General features: G+C 74.4%; 19 protein-coding genes. All 19 read left to right on the top strand.

Annotation, left to right across the window (positions count from 1 at the left end):
- The first annotated feature begins 1 nt into the window (after position 1).
- Complete coding sequence (gene fliF / locus K8Z61_RS11800) at positions 2–1,573, top strand: flagellar basal-body MS-ring/collar protein FliF (protein WP_224129725.1); 1,572 nt, start codon at positions 2–4, stop codon at positions 1,571–1,573.
- Between the two features lie 3 nt (positions 1,574–1,576).
- A complete protein-coding gene (gene fliG / locus K8Z61_RS11805) occupies positions 1,577–2,590 on the top strand; it encodes a flagellar motor switch protein FliG (RefSeq protein ID WP_224129727.1) in 1,014 nt (337 codons plus the stop codon).
- On the top strand, positions 2,574–3,293 hold the full coding sequence (locus tag K8Z61_RS19330) for a FliH/SctL family protein (protein ID WP_224129729.1): 720 nt from the start codon (positions 2,574–2,576) through the stop codon (positions 3,291–3,293). Before fliG ends, K8Z61_RS19330 begins: the two co-directional genes overlap by 17 nt.
- Positions 3,290–4,630, top strand: a complete 1,341-nt coding sequence (locus tag K8Z61_RS11815; protein ID WP_224129731.1) for a FliI/YscN family ATPase — start codon at positions 3,290–3,292, stop codon at positions 4,628–4,630. Before K8Z61_RS19330 ends, K8Z61_RS11815 begins: the two co-directional genes overlap by 4 nt.
- Positions 4,627–5,073 (top strand): flagellar FliJ family protein, encoded by a 447-nt coding sequence (locus K8Z61_RS11820; RefSeq protein WP_224129733.1) that lies wholly within the window; start codon positions 4,627–4,629, stop codon positions 5,071–5,073. Before K8Z61_RS11815 ends, K8Z61_RS11820 begins: the two co-directional genes overlap by 4 nt.
- Positions 5,070–6,074, top strand: coding sequence for a transglycosylase SLT domain-containing protein (locus K8Z61_RS11825; RefSeq protein WP_224129735.1), 1,005 nt, complete (start codon positions 5,070–5,072; stop codon positions 6,072–6,074). The genes K8Z61_RS11820 and K8Z61_RS11825 overlap by 4 nt, the downstream gene beginning before the upstream one ends.
- On the top strand, positions 6,071–7,594 hold the full coding sequence (locus K8Z61_RS11830; protein ID WP_224129738.1) for a flagellar hook-length control protein FliK: 1,524 nt from the start codon (positions 6,071–6,073) through the stop codon (positions 7,592–7,594). The genes K8Z61_RS11825 and K8Z61_RS11830 overlap by 4 nt, the downstream gene beginning before the upstream one ends.
- Positions 7,595–7,605: 11 nt before the next feature.
- Positions 7,606–8,124, top strand: coding sequence for a flagellar hook assembly protein FlgD (locus K8Z61_RS11835; RefSeq protein WP_224129739.1), 519 nt, complete (start codon positions 7,606–7,608; stop codon positions 8,122–8,124).
- Positions 8,125–8,175: 51 nt separating this feature from the next.
- Positions 8,176–9,033, top strand: a complete 858-nt coding sequence (locus K8Z61_RS11840) for a flagellar hook-basal body complex protein (protein WP_224129741.1) — start codon at positions 8,176–8,178, stop codon at positions 9,031–9,033.
- Positions 9,034–9,341: 308 nt separating this feature from the next.
- On the top strand, positions 9,342–9,776 hold the full coding sequence (locus K8Z61_RS11845; RefSeq protein ID WP_224129742.1) for a flagellar FlbD family protein: 435 nt from the start codon (positions 9,342–9,344) through the stop codon (positions 9,774–9,776).
- A complete protein-coding gene (locus K8Z61_RS11850; protein WP_224129744.1) occupies positions 9,776–10,549 on the top strand; it encodes a flagellar motor protein in 774 nt (257 codons plus the stop codon). Before K8Z61_RS11845 ends, K8Z61_RS11850 begins: the two co-directional genes overlap by 1 nt.
- A 1-nt stretch (position 10,550) precedes the next feature.
- Positions 10,551–11,693 (top strand): flagellar motor protein MotB, encoded by a 1,143-nt coding sequence (locus tag K8Z61_RS11855; protein ID WP_224129746.1) that lies wholly within the window; start codon positions 10,551–10,553, stop codon positions 11,691–11,693.
- The gene (gene fliL, locus K8Z61_RS11860) at positions 11,690–12,127 is read left to right on the top strand and encodes a flagellar basal body-associated protein FliL (RefSeq protein ID WP_224129748.1); all 438 of its coding nucleotides are present in this window, start codon (positions 11,690–11,692) and stop codon (positions 12,125–12,127) included. The genes K8Z61_RS11855 and fliL overlap by 4 nt, the downstream gene beginning before the upstream one ends.
- A 164-nt stretch (positions 12,128–12,291) precedes the next feature.
- Positions 12,292–13,251 carry a flagellar motor switch protein FliM gene (locus tag K8Z61_RS19335; RefSeq protein WP_224129750.1) on the top strand — a complete coding sequence of 320 codons (960 nt, stop codon included), beginning with the start codon at positions 12,292–12,294 and terminating at the stop codon, positions 13,249–13,251.
- Entirely contained in the window at positions 13,248–14,129 is an 882-nt protein-coding gene (gene fliN, locus K8Z61_RS11870; protein WP_224129752.1) for a flagellar motor switch protein FliN, read from the top strand. The genes K8Z61_RS19335 and fliN overlap by 4 nt, the downstream gene beginning before the upstream one ends.
- Positions 14,130–14,160: 31 nt before the next feature.
- Positions 14,161–15,237, top strand: coding sequence for a flagellar biosynthetic protein FliO (locus K8Z61_RS11875; protein ID WP_224129754.1), 1,077 nt, complete (start codon positions 14,161–14,163; stop codon positions 15,235–15,237).
- A 4-nt stretch (positions 15,238–15,241) separates the two neighbouring features.
- Positions 15,242–16,198 (top strand): flagellar type III secretion system pore protein FliP, encoded by a 957-nt coding sequence (gene fliP / locus K8Z61_RS11880; protein WP_224129756.1) that lies wholly within the window; start codon positions 15,242–15,244, stop codon positions 16,196–16,198.
- Positions 16,199–16,249: 51 nt separating this feature from the next.
- Positions 16,250–16,519, top strand: a complete 270-nt coding sequence (fliQ, locus tag K8Z61_RS11885) for a flagellar biosynthesis protein FliQ (RefSeq protein WP_224129758.1) — start codon at positions 16,250–16,252, stop codon at positions 16,517–16,519.
- Positions 16,520–16,557: 38 nt separating this feature from the next.
- A complete protein-coding gene (locus K8Z61_RS11890) occupies positions 16,558–17,322 on the top strand; it encodes a flagellar biosynthetic protein FliR (RefSeq protein ID WP_224129760.1) in 765 nt (254 codons plus the stop codon).
- Positions 17,323–17,328 lie beyond the last annotated feature (6 nt).

Here is a 17,328-nt window from a genome sequence, read left to right on the forward strand (position 1 = left end):
GATGAAGGACTCCCTGACCCGCGCGCTCGCGGGATACCGCGCCCAGTTCTCCGCCTTCACGGCCGGCCAGAAGGTCGTCGCGATCGTCGGCACCGCCGCCCTGCTGCTCGGCGGCTTCATGGTCTACCGCTGGGCCTCGGCCCCGACCTACGCGCCGCTCTACGCGAACCTCTCCTCCGCGGACGCCTCGGCGATCACCCAGGAGCTCGACTCCACCGGGGTGCCCTACCAGCTCAGCGACGGCGGCAACACGATCCTCGTGCCGCAGGACGCGCTCTACCAGGCCCGGCTCGACGTGGCCGGCAAGGGCCTGCCGTCCTCCAGCAAGGCCGGCACCGACCCGTTCGCCAACAGCGGCATCGCCAGCTCGGACTTCGAGCAGCAGACCAACGTCCGGATGGCGCTGGAGAGCGACCTCGCCACCACGATCGAGCACATCCAGGGCATCTCGACGGCCGTGGTGCACCTGGCGATCCCGCAGAAGCAGGCCTTCTCCGACAACCAGAGCCCCACCACCGCCTCGGTGCTCGTGCAGACCGACCCGGGCGCGAGCCTGACCCCCGGCCAGGTGCAGACCATCGTCCAGCTGGTGTCCTCCAGCGTCGACGGCCTGGACCCCAAGAACGTCTCGGTGGCCGACTCCACCGGCCGGGTCTACACCAACCCGGGCGCGGACGGCTCCGACCCGATGATGCAGGACCAGCAGGTCGCGGCCGTCCAGAACGACCTGCAGACCAAGCTGCAGGCGATGCTCGACCGCGTCGTCGGCCCGGGCAACTCGACCGTCCAGGTGACGCCGGTGCTCGACTTCGACAAGAAGGTCACCGACATCACCAGCTACACCCCCGACAGCAAGAACCCGGTCTCCTCGCAGACCACCTCGGAGGAGAAGTACCAGGGCCCCGGCGCCGCGAACGCCGCCGGCGGGGTCGTCGGCCCCGACGGCCAGCTGCTCGGCGCCAACGCCGCCGGCTCCTCGGCGTCGAAGTACGACAAGAAGGCCACCACCCAGGACCGCGCGATCGGCAGCACCGTCCAGCGGGTCGAGAGCACCCCCGGCCAGATCAAGTCGCTGCACATCGGCGTCGCGATGGACGCCGCGGCGACCAAGAACGTGCCGCTGGCCAGCATCCAGAAGCTCATCGCCTCGACGGCCGGCGTCAACGTGCCGCGGGGCGACACCATCCAGGTGGCGCAGGTGCCGTTCGACCGCTCCGCGGAGGCCGCTGCCCAGCAGGAGCTGCAGGCCGCCCAGGCGGCCCAGTCGTCGGCCTCGCGCAACGACCTGATCCGCAAGGGCGCCCTGGCCGGCGTCGTCCTGCTCGCCCTGCTGCTGGCCCTGATCAAGAGCCGCAAGCGCGCCAAGGCCCGGGCCGAGGCGACGACCTACCTGGTCGAGCAGCTGCGCGAGCAGGCCGCCCAGCAGCAGGTGCTCGAGCAGAGCAACGCCCTGGCCCTCGAGGCCGCCGAGCACACCCCGGAGGACGACATGCGCGACGAGCTCTCCGCGCTCATCGAGCGTCAGCCCGAGGACGTCGCCTCGCTCCTGCGCGGCTGGCTGACGGAGCGCTGACCCATGGCCACGACCCTCACCGGCGCCGGCGCCCGCAAGGCCGCCGTCCTGCTCGTCCAGCTCGGCAAGGCGAAGGCCGCCAGCGTGCTGGCCCACCTCAGCGAGAGCGAGGTCGAGGCGGTCTCCAGCGAGATCGCCCGGCTGGAGTCCGTCAGCCAGGGCGAGGCCGGCGCGGTGCTCCAGGAGTTCCACGACATGATGACCGCGCGCGGGCACATCGCGCGCGGCGGCCTGGGCTTCGCCCAGCAGGTGCTGGAGCAGACCATGGGCTCCGAGCGCGCCGCGCAGATCATCGAGCGGCTGCACGCGGCCGCCATCCAGATGCCCTTCCAGTTCCTGCACCAGGCCGACCCCGCGCAGCTGCGCTCGTTCATCGTCGACGAGCACCCGCAGGTGATCGCGCTCGTGCTCGCGCACATGACGCCCGACAAGGCGTCCCTGCTGCTCTCCGGGCTGCCGCCGGAGCAGCAGGCGCAGGTGGCCCACCGGATCGCGGTCATGGACCGCACCTCGCCCGACATCATCCGGGCGGTGGAGTCGACGCTGGAGCGCAAGCTCTCCTCGATGCTGCAGCCCAGCGACATGTCCCGCGTCGGCGGGCTCGACCCGCTGGTGAACATCATCAACTGCTCCGACCGCGCGACCGAGCGGCAGATCATCGAGGGCCTGGAGTCGCTCGACGGCTCGCTCGCCGAGGAGATCCGCAGCCGGATGTTCATGTTCGAGGACATCGTCCACCTCGACGACCGCTCCATGCAGATGGTGCTGCGCCAGGTCGACACCAGCCAGCTCGCGCTCGCCCTCAAGGGCGTCTCGGAGCCGGTGCGCGACAAGGTCACCCGCAACCTCTCCAGCCGGGCGGCCGAGGGCCTGGTCGAGGAGATCGAGCTGCTCGGGCCGGTGCGCCTCAGCCAGGTCGAGGAGGCCCAGCAGGCCGTCATCCGCTCGATCCGCCAGCTCGAGGAGCGCGGCGAGATCCTGGTGCGCCGCGGAGGCGACAGTGACTTCGTCGAGTGAGTCGCCGGGGCTGCCCGGGCTGCCCGAGAGGGTCGTGCGCGGCGACGGTGCGACGGGCGCGGCCGTGCTGGCCACCCCCGACCTGCGCCGCGGCGCGTGGACGCGGCTCGGCGACGCCGGGGTGCTCGGCGACGCCGTCACCGAGCACTCGCTGGCCGGACTCGCCGAGAGCGCCCGCGTGGCCGCCCAGGCCCAGGGCTACGCGACCGGCTGGGGCGAGGGACGCCGCGCCGCCGCGGAGCTCGCCGCCGAGGCCGAGCGGGCGGCCGAGGAGGCCCGCGCCGCCGCCGAGGCCCGCCGCGCCGAGGAGCACGCGCTCGCGATGGCCGCGCTGACCCGCGCCGCCGCGGAGCTGCAGCGCACCGCCGCCCGGCTCGCCGCGGAGCTCGAGGACGAGGCCCTGCGCCTGGCCCGCGAGCTGACCGCGCAGATCGTCGGACACGAGGTGCGCAGCAGCGCCGACCCCGAGGGCGACGTCGTGCGGCGGGCGCTCGCCGTCCTGCCCGCAGGCCTGCCGGTGACGGTGCGCCTGCACCCCGCCGTCGCCGCCTCCGCCGCGGCCCGGATGCTCGACGACCACGACGTCACCGTGCGGGCCGACGCGACGCTCGGCCCCGCCGACGCCGTCGTCGAGACGCCGACCTCGATCGTCGACCTCGGCATCGAGGCCGCGCTCGCCCGCGTCCGCGAGGCGCTCGCGTGAGCCCCGTCGGCGCCGCCACCCTGGACGCCGCACGCGACCGGGCCCGGCGCGCCGCCGCGCCGCTGCGGCTCGGGCGCGTCGAGGAGCTCGTCGGGCTGCACCTGCGCGTCGTCGGCCTGCGCGCCGCGGTCGGCGACCTGCTCGAGATCGTCCCCTCGGCGGGGGCCGGCGAGCCCGTGCTCGCCGAGGTCGCGGCCAGCGCGACGTCCGGCCTGATCGCCCTGCCCCTGGGCCGCACCGCGGGACTGCAGGCCGGCGACCCGGTGCGGCACACCGGCGGTCCGCTGCGCATCCGCGTCGGCGAGGCGCTGCGCGGACGCGTGCTCGACGGCCTCGGCCGTCCGGTCGACGGCGGTCCGCCCCTGGACGACCCCGCCCTCGGCCTCGCGCTCGCGGACGTCGACGGCACCGCGCCCGACGCACTCTCGCGGCCCCGCATCGACACCCAGCTCGGCCTCGGCGTGCGCGCCCTGGACGCCCTCGTGCCGTGCGGACGCGGCCAGCGGCTGGGCATCATGGCCGGCTCCGGCGTCGGCAAGTCGAGCCTGCTCTCGATGATCGCCCGAGGCACCGACGCCGAGATCTCCGTCATCGCCCTGATCGGCGAGCGCGGCCGCGAGGTGCGCGAGTTCGTCGAGAACGACCTCGGCCCCGAGGGCCTGGCCCGCTCGGTGGTCGTCGTCGCCACCTCCGACGCCCCGCCGGTCGAGCGGCTGCGCGCGGCGTTCGTGGCCACCCGCATCGCCGAGTGGTTCCGCGACGCCGGGCGGCACGTCGTGCTGATGATGGACTCCCTGACCCGCGTCTCGATGGCCCAGCGCGAGATCGGGCTGTCGGCCGGCGAGCCGCCCGCCACCCGCGGCTACCCGCCGTCGGTCTTCACCCTCATGCCGCGCCTGCTGGAGCGCGCGGGCACCTCGCCGTCCGGCTCGATCACCGGCCTCTACACCGTGCTGGTCGAGGGCGACGACCTGCAGGACCCGATCGGCGACACCGCCCGCTCGATCCTCGACGGCCACATCGTCCTGACCCGTCGGCTCGCCACCGCCGGCCACTTCCCGAGCATCGACGTGCTGGAGTCGATCAGCCGCGTCACCGGCGCCGTCACCACCCGCGAGCAGCGGGCCGACGCCACCGTCCTGCGCCGCATGCTGGCCGCGCACCGCTCGGTGAAGGAGCTCGTCGAGATCGGCGCGTACGTCTCGGGCACCGACCCCGACGCCGACGCCGCGCTGGCCCGGATGCCGCGCATCGACGCGTTCCTGCGCCAGGACATGGACGACCAGACGCCCACCTCAGAGACCTGGGCGCTGCTGAACGGCCTGGTGGCGCCGTGAGCCGCACCCGGCACGACCCCGGCCTGCACGCCGTCGCGCGGGTGCGCGGCGTCCGCGAGCAGGACAGCCGGCTGGGCCTGCAGCAGGCGCTGCGCGAGCTGCGTCAGCGCGAGGCCGACCTCGCCGCCCTCGAGGCGTCGCTGCGCGAGCACGGCGCCCGGGTCGAGGGCGACCTCGGCTCGTTCGCCGCCCTGCGGCTCTCGCTGCTCGGCCTGCGCGAGCGGATGGTCGAGGCCCGGGCGCAGGTCGCCGCCGCCGAGGGCGTCGCGCGTGACGCCCACGCCCGGTGGAGCTCCGACAAGGCGCGGCTCGGCGCCGTCGAGGGACTGCTGGAGCGACGGGCCGAGGAGCGTCGGGTCGAGGCCGGACGCGCCGAGGCCACCGAGCTCGACGACGTCGCCGGCCGGCTGTGGCTGCGGGCCGCCCAGGAGGCCACGGCATGAGCCTCTCCGACGTCACCGCGCGGATCGCGCAGATCCAGGGCCAGCTCGCGGCCTTCGCGCCCGCGCCGACGGCCCCGGGCACCGCGATCGGCAGCGGCACCGCCTTCGCCGCCCAGCTCGCGGACGCCTCCGGCACGGCCGCGACCGGCCTCCCCGCCGCGGGTGGATCGGCCGGCTCGGGCTCCGGCGACGCCGTCGTGGCCGCCGCCAAGCGGTACCTCGGCGTCCCGTACGTGTGGGGCGGCACCGACCCGCAGAAGGGCCTGGACTGCTCGGGGCTGGTGCAGCGCGCCTACGCCGACCTCGGCGTCGACCTCCCCCGGGTCTCCCGCGACCAGGCGAAGGTCGGGACGCCGGTGGCGTCCCTCGCCGACGCGCGCCCCGGCGACCTGCTCGCCTTCGGCTCCCCGGTGCACCACATCGGCATCTACGTCGGCGACGGGAAGATGATCGAGGCCCCGCGTCCGGGCCTCGCCGTGCGCGTCACCGATCTCTACGACACCCCCAGCGCGATCCGCCGGGTGCTGCCGGACGCCGCGGCCGCCGCGCGACCGCTCGTCGGCGGATCGTCCGTGCAGCCTGTCGGGGTCGCGACGCCGGGCGCGACCGGAGGCGTCACGGGCGTGCCCTACGCCGACCTGTTCAACCGCGCCGGTGCCGCGCACGGGGTGTCGCCCGCGCTGCTGGCCGCGATGGCCCGCCAGGAGTCGGGGTTCGACCCGCGCGCGGTCAGCCCCGCCGGGGCCCGCGGGCTCATGCAGCTGATGCCCGCGACGGCGTCCGGCCTCGGCGTCTCCGACTCCTTCGACCCCGCCCAGTCGGTCGACGGCGCGGCCCGGCTGATGCGCCGGCTGCTCGACCGGTTCGGCGGTCGCGTCGACCTCGCCCTGGCCGGATACAACGCCGGTCCGGGCGCAGTGCTCAGGTACGACGGCATCCCGCCGTATCCGGAGACGAGGAACTACGTCCGTTCGATCATGGCGATGGTGAGGGCCGCATGACCGTGTCTCCTGCGCTTCCGGCGCCGCTGCCCGGCATCCCTGCTCCCGGTGCGCCCGGCAAGCCCGGGGCGCCCGGGGTGGTGCCGGCGCTCGCCGGCGGCGTCGCGACGGCCGACCTGCCCGGCGCGCTCGGCGCCGTCCTCGCCTCCGCGGGCGACGACACCGCCGCCGGCTTCGCGGCGCTCGTCGCCGGGCTCCTCGGCGCCGCGCCCGCCGCCGCTGCCGTCGCACCCACCGCGCCCGCTGCGCCCGCTGCTCCGGCAGCGTCCGCCGGTGACGACACGGAGGTCGAGACGAAGGTCGGCGCGAAGGCCGACGAGGGCGACGACGCCGCGCAGATGCCCGTGGTCGACGTGGCCGCGCTGACCAGCGACCCCGCCGTCGCCCAGGTGCTCTCCGCGCTGGTCGCCGCCGGCCTGACTCCGGTGCCGGCCACTCCCGCCACCCCGGCGACCCAGGCGACCCCGGCGACCCCGGTCGCGCCGGCGTCGCCGCGCCCGATCGACGCGGCACCGGCCCCGACGACCGCCCAGCCTCAGGCCCTCCCCGCCGGCGCCCCGAGCGCCTCCCCTGGCACGACAGCGCCGACCGCGCCGACCGCGGCCGCGGCTCAGGCCGCGACCGTCGCTCCGGCCGGCACGCCGAGCCCGGTCGCCGCCACGCCCGGCGCAGCGTCCGCCGTGCCCGCCGCGTCTGCAGAGCCCGCTGGCCACGGATCGCAGCCGATCGCCCGGCACGTGGCACTGCTCGACCGTCGCGAGACCGTCCGGACCGAGACCGCGCCGACCGCGCCGGCTCAGACCGCCACCGCGGACGCCTCGGCACCGGCTGCGACCGCAGCGCCCGCCGACCCCACGACCACCGCACCGGCTCAGGCCCTCCCCGCCACCGGCACGGCACCCGCACCGGCGCCCGCCCCGGGGATCGCTCCCGCGGTCGCGCCGCCGACGCTCGTCCACCCGCTGGCTCCCGGCCTGGACGTCGCGCGCGCCGTCCCCGGGCAGGTGCACGGCCGGGTGGTCGCCGAGGTGACCCGGCTGGTCAGCGCCGGCGGCGGCAGCCACCGGATGACGCTGCGGCTCGACCCGGGCACCCTCGGCGAGGTGCGGATCGTCCTCGCCGTCCGCGGCGACGACGTCCGGGTGCGGCTGGCCGCGCACGACCAGGCCCACGCCGCGCTGGCCGCCGCCGCGCCCGAGCTGCGCCGCCTGCTCGAGGGCCAGGCCGGCGTCGACGCACGCGTGCTCGTCCGCGAGCTCGCCACCGCGCCCGCGGGCCCGGGCTCGCAGGAGTCCGGCCACCAGCCCGGCCAGCAGTCCGGGCAGCCCTCCGGGAGCCACGGCTCCCCCACCGACCCCGGCTCGGGTCAGCCCCATCGGGGCGCCGACGGCCGGCAGCCAGGACCGTGGGCAGGGACGCCCGCGGCCCCGTTCGCCAGGGATGGCATCCGGGAGGCGGCCCTCGCGCCGGCGACCGGCGATCGGCTCACGTCGCGGCAGGGCCTCGACGTGAGCATGTGAAGGAGGCGGCCGTGTCGATCTCGGCCACCGAGGGCGTCGGCGGTGCCGGCGGCCTGGCGTCGATGGTGACCCCAGCGACGTCGTCCACCAAGAAGGACGACAAGGAGATGTTCATGCAGCTCCTCGTCGCCCAGCTGAAGTACCAGGACCCGACGAACCCCGCCGACACCTCGCAGTTCCTCGCGCAGTCGGCGCAGTTCACCTCGCTGGAGAAGATGCAGGCCGTCGCCGACCAGACCCAGCAGCTGTTCGCCGCCCAGATGGCCTTCGGCGCCAGCAGCCTGGTCGGCAAGCAGGTGAGCTACACGCTCGCCGACGGCACGAAGGGCGCCGGCTCGTGCAGCGGCGTCAGCTTCGAGGCCGGCGGCCCCGTGCTCGACGTCGCCGGCACCCCGGTGCCGCTGGCGCAGGTGACCACCGTCGGCGACGCCGCGGCCGTCACGAAGCCGAGCACCGGCACCGGCACCGGCACCGGCACCGGCACCGGCGGAACCACGTCCGGCACCACGCCGGCCGCGCCCGCGTCCTGATCCACCCATCCCGCACCGTCCCCGGCTCCCACCGTCCCGAGAGGCTCCACCATGCTCCGCTCGCTCTTCGCCGGCATCTCCGGCCTGCGCGCCAACCAGACCGCGCTCGACGTCACCGGCAACAACATCGCCAACGCCAACACCATCGGCTTCAAGTCCAGCAGCACCGTCTTCTCCGACACCCTGAGCCAGATGCTCACCGGCGCGTCGGCCGGCAACGCCACCCGCGGCGGCACCAACCCGGTGCAGGTCGGCCTGGGCGTGCAGGTCGCCGGCATCCTGGGCAACTTCAACCAGGGCTCGACCCAGACCACGGGTCGCGGCACCGACCTGATGATGGAGGGCGACGGCATGTTCGTCGTCAAGATGGGCAACGAGGACCAGTACACCCGTGCCGGCGCGTTCACCTTCGACGAGACCGGCACCCTCGTCACCCCGACCGGCGCGCGCGTGCAGGGCTACGCCCTCGACGCCGCCGGCCAGCCCACCGGCGGCCTGATCGACGTCAGCAAGACCGACTTCACGAACGTCCTGCCCGCCGTGCCCGCCGGCACCACGCTGACCTCGTACACGATCGGCTCCGACGGCACCCTGCGCGGCGTGTTCTCCGACGGCGTGCAGCGCGACATGGCCAAGCTCGCCATCGCCGACTTCAACAACCCGATGGGCCTCGAGCGGGTCGGCCAGACCGCCTTCCGCGCCTCCGCCAACTCCGGCCCCGCCCAGCTCGGCGTCGCCGGCCAGGGCACCCGCGGCAAGGTGACGGCCGGGGCGCTGGAGATGTCGAACGTCGACCTCGCCGCCGAGTTCACCAACCTGATCCTCGCCCAGCGCGGCTTCCAGGCGTCCTCGCGCGTCATCACCACCTCCGACCAGGTGCTCGAGGACCTCGTCAACATCAAGCGCTGACGCCCCGGCTCCCCGAGCCGCCTCCCACGCACGCCCCCGCGGGGCCTCGCCGGATCCCGGCGGGGCCCCGCGCGACATGTAACGCGGGGTTCCGCACGTCTACGCACCCCCAATATGGGTCGACCAGACGGGTCGAACCCCGCGTTACCTGCGGACGGGCGGTCCGCGGGCGCGACCCGCCGACAACCCGCCGAGATCCCGCCGAGAACCCACCGATCGGACGCTCAGGTCCGGCCCGGAGAGGCCGATCACATCTCTGCGACGGCCACGGACGGCCGTCACCCCCACGCGCACCAGGAGGGTGCCCCATGATCACGCTCACGCGTCTGTCCGGATCGGTGTTCGCCCTGAACTCCGACCTGATCGAGCGGGTCGAGAGCACCCCGGACACGATCATCACGTTGGTCGACGGCAAGAAGTACGTCGTCGCCGAGTCGGTGAACGAGGTCATCTCCATCGTCCGCGCGCACCGCGCGGAGATCGTGGCCCTCAGCGGCTACGTGCGCGTGCCGGCGGTCGACCAGCACGGCTACGCCCTGGTCGCCCCCCACGAGCCCCCGGAGCAGGCCGGCGCGCGTCGCAGCGCGCTCCCACGGCCCTCCCTCACCGTGGTCTCCCCCCAGACCACGGACGAGGGCCGGACGGGTCGCCCCGACGCCCCCCGACGAGGCGAGCCCGTCCGGTCCGTCCCCACCGACGAGACCGCGACGCACGACCAGACCGTTCCCGAGGAGCACCGCTGATGGACATCGCCACCCCGGTCGGCATCGTCGTCGCCTTCGTGGTCATCATCGTCTCGATGGTCATGGAGGGCGGCAACCCCGCCAGCCTGATCGCCCCGCCGGCGATGATCCTGGTCTTCGGCGGCACCCTCTTCGTCAGCATGGCCGGCGGCACGATGGGCGACCTCAAGATGTCGCTCGGCGCGCTGAAGACCGCGTTCACCGGCGGCGTCAAGCCGGCCGCGGACGTCGTGCCGGCCGTCGTCCAGCTGGCCGACAAGGCCCGCCGCGAGGGCCTCCTCGCGCTGGAGGAGATGGTCAAGGACATGCCCGACGAGTTCCTCGTCAAGGGCGTCACGATGGCCATCGACGGCACCGACCCCGACGAGGTGCGCGACATCCTCGAGGCCGAGGTCGCGGCCAAGAAGAAGGCCGACAAGCAGGCCGCGAAGTTCTTCGCCGACGCCGGCGCCTACGCGCCCACCATCGGCATCATCGGCACCGTCATGGGCCTCGTGCACGTGCTGGAGAACCTCGCCCAGCCGGCCGAGCTCGGGCACCTGATCGCCGCCGCGTTCCTCGCGACCCTGTGGGGCGTGATGTCGGCCAACGTCATGTGGCTGCCGATCGCCAGCCGGATCAAGCGGCTCAGCGAGCTCGAGGCCCAGCGCATGGAGCTGATCATCGAGGGCGTGGCCGCCATCCAGGCCGGCTCGAACCCGCGCGTCATCGCCCAGAAGCTCACCTCGCTGCTGCCGGGCGACCAGCAGCCGCCCGCCCAGGAGGCCGCCTGACATGAGCGGTCACGGGGGGCACGGCCGTCGGGCCAAGCACGAGGAGCACGAGGAGCACGAGAACCACGAGCGCTGGCTCGTGACGTACGCCGACATGGTGACGCTGCTGATGGTGCTGTTCATCGTCATGTTCGCGATGAGCCAGGTCGACCAGAAGAAGTTCCTGATGCTGAAGGAGGGCCTGGCGGCCGGCTTCGGCGCGTCCGACTCCATCCTCGACGGCAACACCTCGATCCAGGACCAGCCCGGCATGTCGGCGATCGGCCCGATCGCGCCGAACCTCACCACCGCCGACCTCAGCGTCGAGCAGTCCAAGCAGGTGGACGAGGCGGTGGAGGCCGGCATGCAGCAGCAGTCCGCGCAGGCGCAGCAGCGCCAGTTCGCGGCGGCGCGCGCGGAGGTGCAGCGGCTCGACGGCGTCCGTCAGGCGCTGATGGCCGCGCTGAAGGCCAAGGGCCTCGCCGGCGACGTGCGCACCAGCTACGACGAGCGCGGCCTGGTGGTCAGCCTGGTCTCGCGGCACATCGTCTTCGACGCCGACTCCGCCGTCCTGACCCCGCGCGGCGCGGCCGTGGTCGACGCCCTCGCCCCCGCGCTCAAGGCGCTGCCGGAGGACCTGGAGATCGACGGCCACACCAACCAGGAGAAGGTGAAGCCGAAGTACTTCGCCAGCGACTGGGACCTCTCGGCCGCCCGCGCGGTCACCGTGCTGCGGCGGCTCAACGAGCGCTTCGGGGTGCCCGCGGACCGCCTGCGCCTGGCCGCCTTCGGCGACACCAAGCCGCTGATCCCCGTGAGCCGACCGGACTCCCAGGAGATCAACAAGCGCGTCGACGTCATCGTGCTCACCGGGCTCTCCGCCGACAACGCCGCCCAGCTGCCCGATGCCGCCGCGTCGCTCGGCCTGCCGTCGGTCGGCACGCTCTCCGGCGCCCGCGCCGCGCAGGACCGCACCGCCGCCGGCGTCGACCCGTCCGACCCGACGGCCGGCGCCGACGCCGCCCGGGCCGGGGCCGAGCCCGACCCCATCGGCCGGGCCGACGCCGGCGCGTCGGCCGCCGCGCCCGCCACCCGCACCCCGGCCCGCACCGCCGGATCCGACACCCGCCCCGACACCCGCACCGCCCGAGGAGCCATCCGATGAGCGCCACCGCCGCCGCCCCGGCCGCCGAGGAGAAGAAGGGGGGCAAGAAGAAGCTGATCATCATCGTCGTCGCCCTGCTCGTCGTCGCCGGCGCCGCCTACTTCTTCCTGCTCAAGCCCAAGCCGGCCGACGCCGCCAAGCCGAAGCCGGTCGCCGGCGTCGTCACCCCGCTCGACCCGATCCAGATCAACCTCGAGGGCGGCCACTACCTGCGCGTGGGCATCGCCCTGCAGCAGACCGACAAGGCCGCCGAGGCCCTCGACGGCAGCAAGGCCCTCGACGCCGCGATCGAGCTGTTCAGCGGCAAGAGCATCGAGGAGCTCTCCAAGCCCAAGGAGCGGGTGAAGCTGAAGAAGGAGCTCGTCAAGGAGCTCGAGCACCTCTACGAGGACGAGGTCATGGACGTCTACTTCACCCAGTTCGTCATGCAGTAGCCGCCCACCCTCCGCCCACCCTCCGATCGGGCCACCGGCCCCCGCCCGTCCGGGCCGGGAGCGGCCGCCCGACCGGACCATCTTCACGCCCCGTCGCGCTCGACCGGGCGTGTCGAGGCGACGTTCGGCTCAGGTGCCCCACGCCCGGGCCGATCCGGGGCGGCGTGAGCATCTCGCCCGTCCCGGTCTCCGCACCGGCCTCCCCACCGGGCCGCACCCGTCGGCGCAGCAGCCGCGGCGGCACGCCCACGCCCTACGACTTCCGCCGGCCGATCCAGCTCTCCCGCGAGCACCAGCGGATCCTGCAGCTGGGCTTCGACGGCTTCGCGCGCCAGGCGACGACGGTCTTCACCTCCGCCCTGCGCAGCGTCTGCGCGGTCTCGCTCACCACGATCGACCAGCGCAGCTACAGCGAGTACGTCGACTCCCTCGACGCCACGACCTACCTGACGCTGTTCACCACCGACCCCATGCCCGGCCGAGGCATGCTCGACCTGCCGCTCAACGCGGTCATGTCGTGCGTCGACCACATGCTCGGCGGACCGGGCGCGGCGTCGCAGCCGAACCGGCCGCTCACCGAGATCGAGAGCGGCATCATCAGCGGCCTGGTCGAGCGGCTGCTCGCCGAGATGCGCTACTCGCTGGCCGCGATCGTCGCGCTCGACCCGCAGGTCACCGGCGTCGAGTACAGCCCGCAGTTCGCCCAGGTGGCCGGGGCCGCCGACGTCATGGTGGTGATCGAGCTCGAGCTGCGCATCGACGAGCGGCCGCACCGCATGTCGGTGTGCCTGCCGTTCAGCGGCCTGCATCCGCACCTGGCTGCGGCCGCGGCGCCGGCGCCGGTCTCCGGACGCGAGCGCGCGATGCGCGCCGAGGCGGCCGAGCTGCTCCAGACCGCCTTCCAGGACGTGCCCGTCGACGTCGGCGTGCGGTTCCGCACCACCGGCGTCGAGCCGTCCGTCCTGGCCTCGCTCCAGCCGGGCGACGTGCTCCGCCTGGCGCACCCGGCCGCCGCGCCGCTCGACGTCACCGTCGACGACACCGTCTTCGCCCACGCCACCGCCGGAGCCCGCGGGCCCCGGCTGGCCGCCCTCATCGTCACGACCCCGCAGGAGACCCGATGACCGCCTCGCCCGACTCCGGCCTCTCGCCCCAGGCCCGCCTGGCCTTCGAGACCGCCACGGCGCTCGCCGAGGTGCTCCCGGCCAGCGAGCCGCTCGCGGCCGGCGACCCGCAGCCCGGCACCGAGCACGTCACCGGCCTGTTCGCCGGCGCGGCGGTCGCCGACCTCACCGGCGCGGTCACCGGACGCATCGCGGTGCTGGTCGGCGAGGAGCTCGTCGCCGCCCTGAAGTCGAGCCCGATGGGCGGCCTGGACCTCGCCGCCGCCGTGCAGCCCGCGCTCGACGCCGCCGCCAGCGCGCTCGGCGCCCAGGCCTCCGCCGCCCGCGGTCTCGACCTCGCCCTGGTGCTCGACGAGCTCGTCGGCGGCACCGGGCCGTTCACCGCCGTGCCGCTGCTGGGCAGCGGCATCGCCGCCGCCGTGCTGGTGCCCGACACGACGCTGGAGACCGCCGCGACCGTGCAGGCCTCCGGTGGCGCGGCCGGTGGGCCGTCCGCGGCGAGCCCGGCCGCGGAGGCGGTCGCGGCGCCCGCGGGCGCCGCGGTCGCGCCCGTGCCGGCCGGCATGCCGATCCCGCAGGTGCCGCCCGCCGGAGCCCCGGGCTACGAGAACGTGACGTCGCTGGCGGGACGCCGCGGCATCGAGATGCTGCACGGCGTCGAGATGGAGGTGACCGTCGAGCTCGGCCGCACCCGCATGCCGGTGCGCGAGCTGCTGGCGCTGGCGCCGGGCACGGTCATCGCCCTCGACCGCGCCGCCGGCAGCCCGGCCGACCTGCTGGTCAACGGCCGCCTGATCGCCCGCGGGGAGGTCGTCGTCGTCGACGAGGACTTCGGCCTGCGGATCACCGAGATCCTCGACCAGCAGGCGCTGGCCTGAGGCCGGACCGGCAGCGAAGGAAGGACACCCCATGACCGAGCTCGCCCTGCGGATGGTCGCCTCGCTGGCCGTCGTCGTCGGCCTGCTGCTGCTGGCCGCCCGCATCGCCGGCCGCCGCTTCCGCTCGTCCTCGGACGCCGAGATCCAGGTGCTGCAGCGCCAGTCGATCAGCCGCGGCTCGCAGATCGCCGTCGTGCAGGTGCGCGACCGCGTCCTCGTGCTCGGCAGCACCGAGCAGCAGGTCGCGCTGCTGACCAGCTTCGACGCCGACGCCGCCGACGCCGCCGATGCCGCCGATGCCGCCGAGCGCGAGGGCGACGAGGCGGACGGCGCAGACGACGGCGATCTCGCCGCCGTGCTGACGCTGGTCGCCCCCGTGGTCGAGGCCGCGCCGGTCGTCGAGGCCGCGCCGGTCGTCGAGGCCGCGCCGGTCGTCGAGGCCGCGCCGGTGGTCGAGGCCCAGACGGTGGTCGAGCCCCGGACGGTGGTCGAGCCCCGGACGGTGGTCGAGCCTGTCGAGACCCCCGCGCCGACCCACCGGGCCGCGCCGCTCGCAGCGCACACGGTCGAGCCCGTCGAGCCCGACCTGCCCCGCAGCCGGCCCCTGCCACCGGGCCGCACGATCTCCCGCGACCCCTTCGGCCCGCGCATCCCCGGCAGGCACGCCGCCGCCGTCGAGGAGACGCCCGCCTTCGTGATGCCCACCGCCCCGGTGCTCGAGCCGGTCGCGGCCGACCCGGCGCTGGCGCTGCTCGGCGAGCTCGACCAGCGCAGCGAGCTCGACCGCCTGCTCGACGCCGCCCTCGAGGCCGCGCCCACCCGGCCGTCGCCCCTCCCGATGACCCCGGCGGTCCCGGCCGCCCCGGCGGCCGAGCGCCGACCGTCCCGCAAGGAGCGCGCCGAGGCCAAGCGGCAGGCCGCCCTCCTGGCCCGCGCCCAGCGGATCCTCGCCGCCGAGCAGGCCGCGGCCGCGAAGGCCGCCACGCCCGCCGCCGGCCAGCCTGCCAAGGCCGGCAAGCCCGGGGGCAAGGACGCGCTCGCCGGCTCCGTGCTCTCCACCCAGACCTGGCGCCAGGCCTACCAGGCCGTCACCGGACGGGCCTCCTGAGGTGATGGCGCGCCCCGGGCGCGCGCTCCTGGTCCCGGGGGCGCTGCGTGCTGCCCTGCGGACGACCCTGGCGACGCTGCTGGCGGTGCTCGTCCTCACCACCGGCGCGCTGCTCGCGCCGGCGCAGGCCGCGCCCGGCGACCCCACGCCCGGGGTCTCGACCGGCTCGACCACCGACAGCGGCACGACCACCGGAGACGGCGCGACCACCGGCGCTCCCCGCTCCTCCGGCACCACCGACCCGGCCGGCCCCCGAGGCCCGCAGGGACCGAAGGGCACCACCGGCAGCGGCGACGGCTCGGTGACGATCGACGTCGGCAGCCTTACCGACAAGCCCAGCCAGTCGATCGTCCTGCTGATCGTCCTGACGCTGCTCTCGCTGGCCCCGGCGATCCTGCTCACCTGCACCAGCTTCACCAAGATCCTCGTGGTGCTGGGCCTGACCCGCAACGCGCTCGGCCTCCAGCAGACCCCGCCGAACCAGGTGCTGGCCGGCCTCGCGCTCTTCCTCAGCCTGTTCATCATGGCGCCGGTGCTGAGCCAGATGAACAGCGACGGCGTGCAGCCCTACCTCGACGGCACCAAGACCTCCTCGCAGGCCTGGGACGACGGCCTCGCCCCGCTGCGCGCCTTCATGCTCGACAACACCGACGACGACGAGCTGACGATGCTCACCGACGTCGCCCGGCGCGACCAGCCGAAGACGCGCGAGGACGTCCCGATGACCACCCTGGTGCCCGCGTTCATCCTCAGCGAGCTGAAGGACGCCTTCATCATCGGCTTCATCATCTTCATCCCGTTCCTCGTCATCGACATCGTCGTGAGCGGGGCGCTGATGGCGCTGGGCATGATGATGATGCCCCCGGTGATGGTGTCGCTGCCGTTCAAGCTGCTGCTCTTCGTGCTCGTCAACGGCTGGGGCCTGATCATCACAGCCCTCGTCCAGAGCTATCAGACCTAGCGCCCCGACGACGCCCGCGATGAGACCCGACCCGACCCGGGAGATGACCCGATGACCGACAACGCCGTCGTCCAGATCGCCCTGAAAACCATGATGGTCGCGCTGCAGCTCTCGGCGCCGATCCTGCTCACCGCGCTCGCGGTCGGCTTCGCGATCTCGCTGTTCCAGTCGATGACCCAGATCCAGGAGTTCACCCTCGCCTTCGTGCCGAAGGTCGTGGCGGTCGGCGTGGCCCTGCTGGTCAGCGGCAACTGGATGCTGCACACGATGATCTCCTTCACCCAGGAGCTCTTCGCGATGATCCCGAGCCTGCTGGCCTGAGCCGCCCGGACCCGCCAGGACCCGCCAGGACCCCGCCCGTGACGCTCACCTTCGCCGGCCAGCCGCTGCTGGCCTTCCTGCTCGCCGCCGTGCGCATCCTCGCGTGGCTGGCGGTGGTGCCGCCGTTCAGCACCCGCGCGGTGCCGGCGATGGCGAAGGTGGTGCTCGGGCTCGGCCTGGCGTTCGCGGTGGCCCCGCTGCTGGCGTCCTCGACGATGCCGGCCACGACGCCGGCGCTGCTGATGACGGTGCTCACCGAGACCCTGATCGGGCTGGCGATGGGCTTCCTCACCGCGCTGCTCTTCCAGGCCGTCGCGGCGGCCGGCTCGATGATCGACGTCTTCGGCGGCTTCGCCCTGGCGCAGGGCTTCGACCCGCTCGGCATGCAGATGAACACCGTCTTCGGGAAGTTCCACCAGATGCTCGCCACGATGCTGCTCTTCGCCACCGGCGGCCACCTGCTGGTGATCGGCGGCCTCCTGCGCACCTTCGAGCTGCTGCCGATCGGCGACTCCCCCGACCTCGACGGCGCAACGTCGCTGCTCCAGCGCGCCTTCGGCGTCTTCTTCACCACCACCGTGCAGATCGCGCTGCCGATGATCGCCGTGCTCTTCGTCGTCGACCTCGGGCTGGCCCTGATGACCAAGATCGCCCCGCAGCTCAACGCGATCAACGTGATGTTCCCGGCCAAGATCGGGCTCACCCTGCTCCTGCTGGGCCTGTCGTTCCCGGTGCTGCCGGTCGTGATCCAGCGCCTCACCGACCTCTCCATGCAGCTCATGGCGAGCTTCGCGGGCGCCTGAGGGGAG

This window comes from Nocardioides sp. TRM66260-LWL, from assembly GCF_020075545.1.
Taxonomy (GTDB): domain Bacteria; phylum Actinomycetota; class Actinomycetes; order Propionibacteriales; family Nocardioidaceae; genus Nocardioides.